10 protein-coding genes are annotated in these 13,049 nt (G+C 71.4%); 6 read left to right on the forward strand and 4 right to left on the reverse strand.

Features of this window, described 5'->3' with window-relative positions:
- The first annotated feature begins 172 nt into the window (after positions 1 to 172).
- The 3 genes from ACIBIW_RS34810 to ACIBIW_RS34820 are packed head-to-tail and all read left to right on the forward strand — an operon-like array spanning position 173 to position 3,401.
- Entirely contained in the window at positions 173 to 1,558 is a 1,386-nt protein-coding gene (locus tag ACIBIW_RS34810) for an extracellular solute-binding protein (protein ID WP_399342240.1), read from the forward strand.
- 7 nt (positions 1,559 to 1,565) lie between these two features.
- Positions 1,566 to 2,489 carry a carbohydrate ABC transporter permease gene (locus ACIBIW_RS34815; protein ID WP_399342241.1) on the forward strand — a complete coding sequence of 308 codons (924 nt, stop codon included), beginning with the start codon at positions 1,566 to 1,568 and terminating at the stop codon, positions 2,487 to 2,489.
- Positions 2,490 to 2,537: 48 nt separating this feature from the next.
- A complete protein-coding gene (locus ACIBIW_RS34820) occupies positions 2,538 to 3,401 on the forward strand; it encodes a carbohydrate ABC transporter permease (RefSeq protein ID WP_399342316.1) in 864 nt (287 codons plus the stop codon).
- An 83-nt stretch (positions 3,402 to 3,484) separates the two neighbouring features.
- On the opposite strand, the gene ACIBIW_RS34825 is transcribed toward ACIBIW_RS34820, so the two are convergent.
- Positions 3,485 to 4,510 (reverse strand): ATP-dependent 6-phosphofructokinase, encoded by a 1,026-nt coding sequence (locus ACIBIW_RS34825; protein ID WP_399342243.1) that lies wholly within the window; start codon positions 4,508 to 4,510, stop codon positions 3,485 to 3,487.
- A 213-nt stretch (positions 4,511 to 4,723) separates the two neighbouring features.
- Between ACIBIW_RS34825 and pta the strand changes: the two genes are divergently transcribed.
- The 3 genes from pta (at position 4,724) to pyk (ending at position 9,683) form a co-directional block, all read left to right on the forward strand.
- Positions 4,724 to 6,865, forward strand: a complete 2,142-nt coding sequence (gene pta, locus ACIBIW_RS34830; protein ID WP_399342244.1) for a phosphate acetyltransferase — start codon at positions 4,724 to 4,726, stop codon at positions 6,863 to 6,865.
- On the forward strand, positions 6,862 to 8,103 hold the full coding sequence (locus ACIBIW_RS34835; RefSeq protein ID WP_399342245.1) for an acetate kinase: 1,242 nt from the start codon (positions 6,862 to 6,864) through the stop codon (positions 8,101 to 8,103). The genes pta and ACIBIW_RS34835 overlap by 4 nt, the downstream gene beginning before the upstream one ends.
- Before the next feature lie 149 nt (positions 8,104 to 8,252).
- Positions 8,253 to 9,683: a pyruvate kinase gene (pyk, locus tag ACIBIW_RS34840; RefSeq protein WP_399342247.1), complete on the forward strand. Its 1,431-nt coding sequence runs from the start codon at positions 8,253 to 8,255 to the stop codon at positions 9,681 to 9,683.
- Positions 9,684 to 9,869: 186 nt separating this feature from the next.
- Here the strand turns inward: pyk and ACIBIW_RS34845 are convergent, their stop codons facing one another.
- From ACIBIW_RS34845 to ACIBIW_RS34855, 3 genes are all read right to left on the reverse strand, one after another.
- A complete protein-coding gene (locus ACIBIW_RS34845) occupies positions 9,870 to 11,258 on the reverse strand; it encodes a hypothetical protein (RefSeq protein WP_399342249.1) in 1,389 nt (462 codons plus the stop codon).
- Positions 11,248 to 11,877, reverse strand: coding sequence for a DUF6114 domain-containing protein (locus tag ACIBIW_RS34850; RefSeq protein WP_399342250.1), 630 nt, complete (start codon positions 11,875 to 11,877; stop codon positions 11,248 to 11,250). The genes ACIBIW_RS34845 and ACIBIW_RS34850 overlap by 11 nt, the downstream gene beginning before the upstream one ends.
- Before the next feature lie 123 nt (positions 11,878 to 12,000).
- Positions 12,001 to 12,618: a DUF6230 family protein gene (locus ACIBIW_RS34855; protein WP_399342252.1), complete on the reverse strand. Its 618-nt coding sequence runs from the start codon at positions 12,616 to 12,618 to the stop codon at positions 12,001 to 12,003.
- Positions 12,619 to 13,049: the final 431 nt, after the last annotated feature.

Consider the following 13,049-nt stretch of genomic DNA (forward strand, 5'->3'; position numbering starts at 1 on the left):
GACGGCGCGCGCACTCCGGCGCGTCGGGACACGGGCATACCCACCGGTCCGCGTACCGACACGCCCGCGCACGACCATTGACCCTGTTCATGACGTCCGCTTAGGTTCACCGCAACCACATCCGGGCGCCTCCCGGCTGTGGTGAAGCCCCGGCCGCCCCGCCCCCAGGAGGTTGCCCGTGCCACCCTCGCCCCGCACTCGGCTGCGCGCCGGTGCCCCCCTGGCCCTTGCCGCCCTGCTCACCGCGGGCACGCTCACCGCCTGCGGCAGCGGTTCCGGCAGCGACGCGGACACCGTCCGGGTCGTCTACAACCGCAGCACCGACAACAAGATCCGCTTCAAGGACCAGTACCTGGAGCGGATGAAGAAGAAGTTCGAGAAGGCGCACCCCGGCAAGAAGGTCGAACTCGTCCCGGTCCAGGCGGCGGACAACGACTACGCGGCCAAGGCGCAGCAGATGATGCGCTCCCCGAAGACCGCGCCCGACCTGGTGTACGAGGACACCTTCCGGATCAACTCCGACATTCAGGCCGGGTATCTGCGCCCGATCGACGACTACCTCGCCAAGTGGTCCGACTGGAGCCAGTTCGAGCCCACCGCGAAGGACGCGGCCAAGGCGCAGGACGGCAAGACGTACAGCGTCCCGGACGGCACCGACACCCGGGGCCTGTGGTACAGCAGGGACCTGTTCAAAAAGGCCGGGCTGCCCGCCGAGTGGAAGCCGAAGACCTGGGAGGACGTCCTCACCGCGGCGCGCACCGTCAAGAAGAAGGTGCCCGGCGTCATCCCGCTCAACGTCTACACGGGCAAGGGCCCCGGTGAGGCCGCGGTGATGCAGGGCTTCGAGATGCTGCTGTACGGGACGGGCGAGAACCCGCTGTACGACGAGGCGTCGAAGAAGTGGGTGACGGGCAGCAAGGGGTTCACGGACGCGCTCGACTTCGTGCGGAAGGTCTACGGCGAGAAGCTGGGGCCCGACCCGTCGGACGCCCTCGACCCCAATGTCGGTACCACGGTGGGCAACGAGTGGCTGCCCGAGGGCAAGCTCGCCATCGACCTGGACGGCTCCTGGCTCGGGCAGAACTGGATCAGCAAGGGCCCGAGCGAATGGCCGGGCTGGAGCAAGGAGTTGGCGCAGGCGCCGATGCCGACCCAGAACGGGCAGGCGCCCGGCGAGGTGTCGATGTCGGGCGGCTGGAGCTGGGCCATCCCGCAGAAGGCGGGCAACCCCGACCTCGCGTTCGACTTCGTCAAGACGATGCAGACCAAGGCCAACGCCGTCGACTGGACGATCGCGGACGCGCAGATCGCGGTGCGCAAGGACGTGGCCGCCGACCCGAAGTACCTGAAGTCGATGCCGGGCATCGAGTTCTTCACCGAGCGCGTCGAGCACACCCACTACCGCCCCACGCTCCCGGTCTACCCGCAGGTGTCGACCGCGATCGGCGAGGCCATGGAGTCGGTCACCACCGGCGACGCCACCGCGGCCCAGGCGGCGAAGGCGTACGACGGGCAGTTGAAGGACGTGACCGACGGCAAGGTAGTGGCCAAGCCGTGAGCGCCCGATGAGCGTCGCGAGGGCGGTGGCACCCGGGCCCGCGAAGGTGCCCGCCGCCGGGCGGCGAAACCGCGCGGGGACGCGCGCGCTGCGCTGGCTGCCGATCGCGCCCGCCACCGCGCTGCTGCTGCTGTTCCTCGCGGGCCCGATCGGCTACTGCGTCTATCTCGCCTTCACCAACATGCAGTTGACCGGCGCCGCCTCGACGGACTTCGTCGGCTTCGACAACTTCACCAAGGCGTTCGGCGACAAGGACTTCCGCAACGCGGTCTGGCTGACCCTGGTGTTCACGGTGCTCTCGTCGATCATCGGCCAGAACACCATCGGACTCGCGCTGGCCGGCCTGATGCGGCGCGCGCCCAAGGCGGTGCGCACCGTCACGGGCGCGGTGGTGATCTGCGCCTGGGTGCTGCCGGAGATCGTCGCGGCGTTTCTGCTGTACGCGTTCTTCCGGCGCGAGGGCACCCTGAACGTGATCCTCGGCTGGCTCCATCTGCCGTCGCAGAACTGGCTGTACACGCTGCCGATCCTCGCCGTGTCGTTCGCCAACGTCTGGCGCGGCACCGCCTTCTCGATGCTGATCTACTCGGCGGCCCTCTCCGACATCCCCGGGGAGGTCACCGAGGCCGCCGAGGTGGACGGCGCGGGCGGCTGGCGGCGGCTGCGGTATGTGACGCTGCCGATGATCAGCCGCTCGATCGGCACCAACCTGATGCTCAACACCCTCCAGACGCTCTCGGTCTTCGGCCTCATCTGGGCGATGACCAGGGGCGGCCCCGGCGACAAGTCGACGACGCTGCCGGTGCTCATGTACGACCAGGCGTTCAACAAGAGCCTGATCGGCTACGGCACCGCGATCGCGCTGCTGCTGCTCGTGGTGGGCGCCCTGTTCTCGGTGGTGTACCTGCGGCTGATCCGTACGGAGGTGTGAGACATGGCCGGTGGTGTCGCGGTGCAACAGCCGCTGGACAAGGCGCCCATGACGGCACGTCACACGCCGCCCGGCAGACGGCCGCTGCTGCGCAGGGCGACGCGGGCCAAGCTGGCGGCGGCGCTCGCGCTGCTGGTGGCGGCGGTGGCGTTCGTGCTGCCGCTGGCGTGGCTGCTGCTGTCGTCGTTCGACGCGAAGGCCAACCTGCGGGTGCGGGTGCCCTCGTCGCCGACGCTCGACAACTTCTCCGCGGTCCTCACCGACGACATCACCTTCACCCCGATGCTCAACAGCCTGGTGCTGTGCGGCAGCGCGACCCTGGTGACGGTCGCGGCGGCGGCCCTCGCCGCCTACCCGCTCTCCCGCTACCGCTCCCGCTTCACCCGCCCGTACCTGCTGACGGTCCTCTTCTCCACCTGTCTGCCGATCACCGCCGTGATGGTGCCGGTGTACGGCCTCTTCGTCCAGGTGAACCTGATCGACACGGTGTGGGGCACGGCGCTGTTCATGGCCGCCGCCCAACTGCCGTTCGCCATCTGGCTGATGAAGAACTTCATGGACTCGGTGCCGGTGGTGCTCGAAGAGGCGGCGTGGACCGACGGCGCCTCCACCCTCCAGACCCTGCTGCGGGTGATCCTGCCGCTGATGGGTCCGGGGCTCACGGTGGTGACGATCTACAGCTTCATCATGATGTGGGGCAACTTCTTCGTCCCCTTCATGCTGCTGCTCACCCCCGACCGGCTCCCGGCGTCGGTGTCGATCTACACCTTCTTCGGCAACTACGGACAGGTGGCGTACGGCCAGCTCGCCGCCTTCTCGATCCTCTACTCGGTCCCGGTGATCCTGCTCTACGTGCTGATCTCCCGCAGGCTCGGCGGCGGCTTCGCGCTGGGCGGCGCGGTGAAGGGCTGAGCCCCCTTACGCCGGGGGGCCGGGCGACGGGCGGTGCAGGACCGGCCGCGGGAGCGGGGCGGGGCGGGGCGGGGCGGGGCGGGCTAGAAGACCGACTCGGCCTCGTCCATCCGCTCCTTGGGGACCGTCTTCAGTTCCGTGACCGCGTCGGCGAGCGGCACCATCATGACCTCGGTGCCGCGCAGCGCCGTCATCCTGCCGTGGTCGCCGCGGTGCGCGGCCTCCACCGCGTGCCAGCCGAAGCGGGTCGCGAGCACCCTGTCGTACGCGGTGGGGGTGCCGCCGCGCTGGACGTGGCCGAGGATGACCGGCTTGGCCTCCTTGCCGAGCCTGCCCTGGAGTTCGAAGGCGAGGGCGGTGCCGATGCCCTGGAAGCGCTCGTGCCCGTACTGGTCGATCTCGCCCCTGCGGTAGTCCATGGTGCCCTCGGCCGGGTGGGCGCCCTCGGCGACGCAGACCACGGCGAACTTCTTGCCGCGCGCGAAGCGCTCCTCGACCATGTTGACCAGGTCGGCCGGGTCGAACGGCCGCTCGGGCAGGCAGATGCCGTGGGCGCCGGCCGCCATGCCCGACTCCAGCGCGATCCAGCCCGCGTGCCGCCCCATGACCTCGACGACCATCACCCGCTGGTGGGACTCGGCGGTGGTCTTCAGCCGGTCCATTGCCTCGGTGGCGACCCCGACGGCGGTGTCGAAGCCGAAGGTGCGGTCGGTGGAGGAGATGTCGTTGTCGATGGTCTTGGGCACGCCCACCACCGGGACGCCCGCCTCCGAGAGCATCCGGGCCGCGGTCAGGGTGCCCTCGCCGCCGATCGGGATGAGCACGTCGAAGCCGTTGTGCTCGGCGAGCTGGCGGGCGTCCTCGCAGGCCGCGCGGAACCGGTCGCGGGCGAGCCGCGAGGAGCCGAGCACGGTGCCGCCACGGGCCAGGATGCCGCTGACCGCGTTCAGGTCGAGCCGCCGGGAGCGGCCTTCGAGCAGGCCCGCGTAGCCGTCCTGGAAGCCGATCACCTCGTCCCCGTAGTGGGTCACGGCCCGGTGCACGATCGACCGGATGACCGCGTTCAGGCCGGGGCAGTCGCCGCCCGCGGTGAGAACTCCGATACGCATGCCGCTGTGTCTCCTGCTCTCCCGGTCTGCCGCTCGCCCGGCCCGGGACGGATGATTCAGCACTTCACTCAAGTGGACCTTGCGTCACGCTATCGCAACCGCCACGGGCCCCCGCCGCTGGCCCGGGGGCGCCCCGGGCCCGCCCGGCGGTACGGTCGTCGCGGGCCAGGCCCGGCCCGTGATCCCGCCCCGCGACAGAGACGGAGAGCCCGCGTGACGCGCAGTGTTTATGTGACCGGAGTCGAGCGGGGGGACGGCAGACAGGTCGTCGAACTCGGCGTCATGGAGCTGCTGACCCGCAGGGTGGACCGGGTGGGCGTCTTCAGGCCCCTGGTGCACGACGGGCCCGACCGGCTCTTCGAACTCCTCCGCACCCGCTACCGGCTCTCCCAGGACCCGGACTCCTGCTGCGGCACCGACTACCGGACGGCGTCCGCGCTCTGGGCCGAGCGCGGCACGGACGAACTGGTGTCGCTGCTGGTCGAGCGCTTCCACAAGGTCGCCGACGGATACGACACGGTGCTGGTGCTCGGCACCGACTTCGCCGACACCCAACTGCCCGACGAGCTGGCGCTGAACGCCCGGCTCGCCAACGAGTTCGGCGCGAGCGTGCTCCCCGTGGTCGGCGGGCGGCGGCAGAGCGCCGATTCGGTGTGCGCCGAGGCCCGCAACGCCCACCGCGCCTACCACGGGCACGGCTGCGACATCGGCGCGCTGTTCGTGAACCGGGTCGCCCCCGACGCGCGCGACACGGTCGCGGACCGGCTCGCCGCGCAGCTCCCGGTGCCCTGCCATGTGCTGCCCGACGACGCCGCGCTCGCGGCGCCCACGGTGGCGCAGATCGCCAGGACCCTGGACGCCACGGTGCTCATCGGCGACGAGGCGGGCCTCGCCAGGGACGCCCTCGACTTCGTCATCGGCGGCGCGATGCTGCCGAACCTGCTGTCCGCGCTCACCCCCGGCGCGCTGGTGGTGACCCCGGGCGACCGCGCCGACCTGGTGGTGGGCTCGCTCGCCGCGCACAGCGCGGGCACCCCGCCGATCGCGGGCGTGCTGCTGACCCTCGGGGAGCGTCCTGGCGAGCACGTGCTGAAGCTCGCCGAGCGGCTGGCGCCCGGCACCCCGGTGATCTCCGTGGCGGGCAACAGCTTCCCGACCGCGACCCGGCTCTTCACCCTTGAGGGCAGGCTGGACGCGGACACCCCGCGCAAGGCGGAGACCGCGCTCGGCCTCTTCGAGCGGTGGACCGACAGCGGGCAGCTCCTCGACCACATCTCGGCGCCACACGACGGCCGGGTCACCCCGATGATGTTCGAGCACCGGCTCATCGAGCGGGCCCGCGCCGACCGCCGCCGCGTGGTGCTGCCCGAGGGCCTCGACGAGCGGGTGCTGCGCGCCGCCGACGTACTGCTGCGCCGCGGGGTCTGCGACATCACGCTGCTCGGCCCCGAGGACGCCGTCGCCAGGAGGGCCGCCGACCTCGGGCTCGACCTCGGCGGCGCCCAACTCCTCGACCCGGCACGCTCCGTGCTGCGCGCGGGCTTCGCCGAGGAGTACGCGCGGCTGCGCGCGCACCGCGGGGTGAGCCTGGAACTCGCCCACGACGTGGTGGCCGACGCCACCTACTTCGGCACCCTGATGGTGCACCTGGGCCACGCGGACGGCATGGTGTCGGGCGCCGCGCACTCCACGGCGGCGACCATCAGGCCCGCCTTCGAGATCATCAGGACCACCCCCGGCACGTCCATCGTGTCGTCGGTGTTCTTCATGTGCCTGGCCGACCGGGTGCTGGTGTACGGGGACTGCGCGGTCAACCCGGACCCGGGGGCGGAGCAGTTGGCGGACATCGCGGTGCAGTCCGCGGACACCGCGGCCAGGTTCGGCGTCGAGCCGCGGATCGCGATGCTGTCGTACTCGACGGGCACCTCGGGCGCGGGCGCGGACGTGGACAAGGTGCGGGAGGCGACAGGGCTCGTCCGGGAGCGCCGCCCCGACCTGCTGATCGAGGGCCCGATCCAGTACGACGCCGCCGTGGAGCCGTCGGTGGCGGCGGCGAAGCTGCCCGGCTCACAGGTGGCGGGGCGGGCCACGGTGCTGGTCTTCCCCGACCTGAACACCGGCAACAACACGTACAAGGCGGTGCAGCGCTCGGCGGGCGCGGTGGCGGTGGGCCCGGTGCTCCAGGGGCTGCGCAAGCCGGTCAACGACCTCTCGCGCGGCGCCCTGGTGGGCGACATCGTCAACACGGTCGCGATCACGGCGCTCCAGGCGGCCGGCACCGCGGAACCGGCCCAGAACACGGCCCGGGGCACGGCGGGGAACACGGCGCCGAAGACGGCGGGGAGCGGTTCGTGAGCGGGCGGGAGACGGCGGCGCGCGACCTCGTGCTGGTGCTCAACTCGGGCTCCTCGTCGCTCAAGTACCAGTTGGTCAGCATGGCCACGGGCGGCCGGCCCGCGGCCGGGATCGTGGGCAGGATCGGGGAGGCGGAGGGGCGCCTCGCGCACTCGGGCCCGAGCGGTCCCGTGGTGCGCGTGGAGCGCTTCCCCGACCACGGCGCGGCGCTGCGCGCGGTCGGGGAGGTGCTGGACGCGGAAGGACTCGGCCTCGGCGCCCCCGGGCTGACCGCGATCGGGCACCGGGTGGTGCACGGCGGCGACCGCACCGAGCCCGCGCTCGTCGACGACGCGCTGCTGGCCGAGATCGAGCGCCTGGTGCCGCTGGCGCCGCTGCACAACCCGGCGAACCTCACCGGCATCCGCACGGCCCGTGCGCTGCGCCCCGACCTGCCGCAGGCGGCGGTGTTCGACACCGCGTTCCACGCGACGATGCCGGAGGCCGCCGCGCGGTACGCGCTCGACACCGCGACGGCCGACGCGTACCGCATCAGGCGCTACGGCTTCCACGGCACGTCGCACGCGTACGTGTCCCGCGAGACGGCCGCGCTGCTCGGCCGCGCGCCCGCCGAGGTGAACGTGGTCGTGCTGCACCTGGGCAACGGGGCGTCCGCGTCCGCGGTGGCCGGGGGCCGCTGTGTGGACACCTCGATGGGGTTCACCCCGCTTGAGGGCCTGGTGATGGGTACCAGGTCGGGGGATCTGGACCCGGCGATCGTGCCGTATCTGATCCGGGAGGCGGGCATGGGCCCTGACGAGGTGGACGAGCTGCTCAACAGGCGCTCCGGGCTCGCCGGGCTCTGCGGCGACAACGACATGCGGGAGATCTCCCGGCGCGTCGCGGACGGCGACGTGCGCGCCACGCTCGCCTTCGACGTCTACGTCCACCGGCTGCGCAAGTACGTCGGCGCCTACTGCGCGGTGCTGGGACGGGTGGACGCGGTGGTGTTCACGGCAGGCGTCGGGGAGAACTCGGCGGCGGTACGCGCGGCCGCGCTGCACGGGCTCGACGGGTTCGGCATCGCGGTGGACCCGGCGCTGAACGGGGCGGAGGGCCACGGCGCCCGGCTGATCTCGCCCGCGGGCTCCCGGGTCGCGGTGGCGGTGGTGCCGACCGACGAGGAAAGAGAGATCGCCCGGCAGACATATCAACTGGTAACCGGTAAAGGCGGAACGACGTCACCGGGAGAGGAGTGAAACACGCGGTCGCGGGAGACCGCGAAGAACACCCGCACACCCAACAATTGAGCAGCGCGGCGCCCACGTGTGATTTTCCGTCACCAGTACCGCGACAACCGCGCTGACCTGCATATTTTCGCCCTCGAACAGAACGATAGGATCTGCCCATGCGCCGTTCCAAAATTGTCTGCACACTGGGCCCAGCCGTCGACTCATATGAGCAGTTGAAATCGCTCATCGAGGCCGGAATGAATGTGGCCCGATTCAACATGAGCCATGGCTCGCACGCCGAGCACGAGGGGCGGTACGAGCGGGTTCGCAGGGCCGCCGAGGCCACCGGGCAGGCGGTCGGCGTGCTCGCCGACCTCCAGGGCCCCAAGATCCGTCTGGAGACGTTCGCGGAGGGCCCGGTCGAACTGGTCCGCGGGGACGAGTTCACCATCACCACCGAGGACGTCGCGGGCGACAAGTCGATCTGCGGCACCACCTACAAGGGCCTGCCCGGCGACGTCTCGCACGGCGACCAGATCCTGATCAACGACGGCAACGTCGAGCTGCGGGTCGTCGAGGTCGACGGGCCCCGGGTCAGGACGATCGTCGTCGAGGGCGGGGTGATCTCCGACCACAAGGGCATCAACCTCCCGGGCGCCGCGGTCAACGTCCCCGCGCTCTCCGACAAGGACGTCGAGGACCTGCGCTTCGCGCTCGGCATGGGCTGCGACATGGTGGCGCTCTCCTTCGTCAGGGACGCGGACGACGTCAAGGACGTGCACCGGATCATGGACGAGGAGGGCCGCAGGGTCCCGGTCATCGCCAAGGTGGAGAAGCCGCAGGCGGTGGCCAACATGGAGGCCGTGGTCATGGCCTTCGACGGGGTCATGGTGGCCCGCGGCGACCTCGCCGTGGAGTACCCGCTGGAGAAGGTCCCGATGGTGCAGAAGCGGCTGGTGGAGCTGTGCCGCCGCAACGCGAAGCCGGTGATCGTGGCCACCCAGATGATGGAGTCCATGATCACCAACTCCCGGCCGACCCGCGCCGAGGCGTCCGACGTCGCCAACGCGATCCTGGACGGCGCCGACGCGGTCATGCTCTCCGCCGAGTCCTCGGTGGGCGCGTTCCCGGTCGAGACCGTGAAGACCATGTCGAAGATCGTCACGGCGGCCGAGGAGGAGCTGCTGTCCCGCGGGCTCCAGCCGCTGGTGGCCGGCAAGAAGCCGCGCACCCAGGGCGGTTCCGTGGCCCGCGCGGCCTGTGAGATCGCGGACTTCCTCGGCGGCAAGGGCCTGGTGGCGTTCACCAAGTCGGGCGACACGGCACGCCGGCTCTCGCGCTACCGGGCGGGCCAGCCGATCATCGCCTTCACCACCGAGGAGTCCATCCGCAGTCAACTGGCCCTGAGCTGGGGCGTGGAGGCGTTCGTGGTGCCGCACGTGGACACCACGGACGCGATGGTGGACCTGGTGGACGCCGCGCTGGTGAAGCTGAACCGCTTCAACGACGGCGATGTCGTCGTGATGACCGCGGGCTCGCCGCCCGGGGTGCCGGGGACGACGAACATGGTGCTGGTGCACCACCTGGGGGCCGCGCGCACCGTCTGAACCTGACGGGCGCCGGGGGGCCTGACGGCCCCTCCGGCGCCATGAAGCCCGGGGCGGCCGCCTGCCGCCCTTTCAGGACCCCGGCGCCTCTCCCGCGCCCCTTCCGACACACAGGCCCCCGTGCGGCGTACAGCCGCCCCGGGGGCCTCTCCGTGCCGTGTGGTGCGCGCGGGGTGCGCGGCGGGCTCAGGTGATGTACTGGTGCAGGCCGGGGATGGTCAGGTTCCCGCCGAACTGGCCGGCCTGGGTGATCTTCACGTTGGTGAAGTAGTACGGCACCGGCAGGTCCACGGGCGGCGGCGGGTGCTCCGGGTCGAACGTGACCGGGATGAGGCCGAAGAGGTTGCCCTGGAGCTTCTCGGTGTAGAGGGTGACCTCGCCGTCGCGGATGGTCGACGTGGAGCCCTTGGCCGCCTGGACGTGGTACTTCTTGCCGCCCGGCCCGTCCACGATCTGGTGCAGGTCCCCGATGTCGACACCGGACGCGGTGAACTTCAGCGCCTGCTTGCTCTCCCCGTTGGGCATCGTCAGGTTGACGACGCCCTTGTAGTGCATGCCGTACAGGGTGAGGCTGCTGGACTCCAGGTACCACGGCTGGTTGGGGACGGTGGCGGGCGGCGTCTCGTCGGTGCCCGCGACCTTCTTCTCCTCGACACAGGGGAACGGGATCTTCCCGTCCGCGTCGTCGGCGTCGTCGGTGTTCTCGGCGTTTTCGTCGTCCGGCTTCGCCGAGTCGCTGGCGCCGGGCGACGGCGACGTGCTGGGGCTGCTCTTGTCGTCGTCCGCGCCCTTGCCGTCGTCGTCCTGCCCGGTGATCTTGTCGACGGTGTCCTTGGCGCCGCCGAGGAGGCCGTCGGAGCCCGCGTCCTTGGAGGCGTCGGGGCTCGGGGTGGCGGTGGCGCCGTCGGACGGGGTGGCGCTGGGGCTCGGAGACCCGGACTTCTTGCCGCCGCCGAGGATGCTGCCGAGACCGTCGCCGATGTCGCCGAGGACGTCGCCGAGACCGCCGAGCGGGTCCTTCTTGCCGTCCTTGCCGTCGTCGGAGCCGGACGTCGCGGACGGGGAGGGCGAGTCGCCGCCCGAGGTGCCGCCGCCGCTGCCGGACGACGGGGTGGCCGAGGGTCCTTCGCCCGCGCCCCCGGTGTCCGAGCCGCCGTCGTCCGAGCCCTCGCCCGACTGCCCCGGCTTCCCGTCCTGGCCGTCCTTCTTGCCGCCCTTGCCGTCTTTGGCCTTGCCGTCTTTGGCGTCCTTGCTGTCCTTGCCGTTCGTCGCGTCCTTTTCGTCCTCGGCGTCCTGGCCCTGGTCGTCGGGCTGGGTGACGCACGGGCCGTCCTGGAACGGGTTCTTGGGGATCGGCTTGGCCTGGGCGAGGGTGGGCGTGAGGCCCATGCCCATCAGCACCGCGCTCGGCATGGCGGCCAGCGCGATGGCCTTGCCCGCGGGCATGTGGAGCCGGGTGAGCAGGGTCTTGCGGGGCGCCGCGTGCCGGGGGCCGCCGCGCGCGGTGGCGGCCGGGCCCTTGGCGCCCGTGGCGTCCTCGGGGAGATCCCCCTGGCGCGCCTCGTCAGTTGGCACGGCGGTGTCCCCCGTTCGTCCCCTTGGACGGCGTACTGCCCAGCAGGTCGTGGCTCACCCCGTCCGCGCCGTTCTCCCCGTCCACGCCGTCCTCGCCGCTCATGCTGTTCGCGCCGTTGTCCCCGTAAGCCGGGTCGCCCTCCTGCCGCGACTGGTGCGGGATGCCCCGCCCTGCGGCCGAGCCGTCCGCGGCGCCCTCGCCGTCCTCCGCGCCCGCGGGCGCGGTGCCGGGGGCCCAGGAGACGGCGAGCGCCCCGCCGACGAGGGCGAGGAGGAAGCCCACGAGGAAGCCGCCGAAGTTGGACACCACGAGGGAGACGAGTCCGAGGAGGATTCCCGCGACACCCGCGAACACCCGGGAGTGGCGCTGGAACCACATGGTGAGGCCGAGCACCACGAGGAGCACACCGATGATCAGCGATCCGGCGCCGGCGGTGGTCGCCATCCGGATCGTCATCGAACCCAGCGTCAGGTTCGCGTACGGGAAGTACATGATCGGAATGCCGCCGAGCAGCGTCAGCAGTCCGCCCCAGAAGGGGCGCTGCCAGCGCCACGCCCGGAACGTTCGGCGCATCCGGCCGAGTCGGCCACTCGGCCCCGCCTGCGCTTCGGCAGTCATCTCGTAATGCTCCTCGGGAACGGCGGGTCAGTCGTGGGTGGTGCGGCCCGGGGCACGGAGGCGGCCGGAGGGGGCGGGCCCCCGTACCCGGGCCTCAGTGTGCCTGCCGCGGCTCACGCCGGGTCAGTAGCACTCGTGCTTGCCCTTCTGGATCTTCATACCGAGCCCGGAGAGCTTGAAGGTGCCCGCGGTGGTCGCCCACGCCCGCTGCCTCACGTTGAGGAAGGTCACGGAGTCGGCCTGCTGCGAGAAGCTGTCCTGAAGGACCTTGTCGCCCTTGGCCGGGCCCGGGCCCTTGGTGGTGTGGCTGACCGACACACCGATGTCGACCTTGTTGAAGGTCGCGTCGGTGGAGAGGTCGTCCGCGTCGATATACAGCTTGTTGGCGCTGACCCTGGCGCCGCCCGGCTTGCCCGCGGTCAGCTTCATCGACACGTCGCCGAAGACGGGGACCGGGACCACCACGGACTGGCAGAGGTTGGTGATCTTGGCGTCGTCGAGCCCGACGACCGCCACCGGGTGGTCGCCCGAGTCACCGCTGTCGATCGACGCGTACTGGACGAACCCCGTGCCGTCGAGCCGGTCGGCGGTCACCTTGAACTGCTGGCCCGACACACTGAACGATGCCGCGAGCGCCCCCTGCGAGAGGGCCACACCGATCGCGGCGGTCGCCGCGACGCTCGGCACCATGACCACGGCGAACCGCTTCCATCTGGTTCCGCCACGAGCCACGGACTCCATGACTTTCCTCCTTCTCGGACGTACATCTCCGGCTCCGGCTGCTCCTCCTGGCGGCTCAGCACGGGCCGGGATGGGAGAAGTGCTACGTCCTCGGGAAGGAGAGCGCCCGCTTCGGAGGCACTGCACGCGCCCGAACCACCGGCGATCACCCCCGAGCGACTACCACAGGCCGCGCCCTGACTCCTCGCGCGCGGCCTGAAGGACAGGCCCCACCACCTGGTGGGAACCCCCCTGCCCTTCGACCCACACCACTGGTGCGGATCGCGCCCGGTGGGGACCCAGTGCCCGCGCTGCCGAATGGCTGTCGGCCACGGGAATGGACCGGGCGTCGCCGATCGTGGTGCATTCTCGGCGCACGCACAAGGGGGTTCGTTACCGCTGGGTAACGGCCGACCGACGGACCCCCGACAGTATGTCACGAAGCCGCCACC

Source organism: Streptomyces sp. NPDC050560, from assembly GCF_044457285.1.
In the GTDB taxonomy this organism is placed as follows: Bacteria; Actinomycetota; Actinomycetes; order Streptomycetales; family Streptomycetaceae; genus Streptomyces.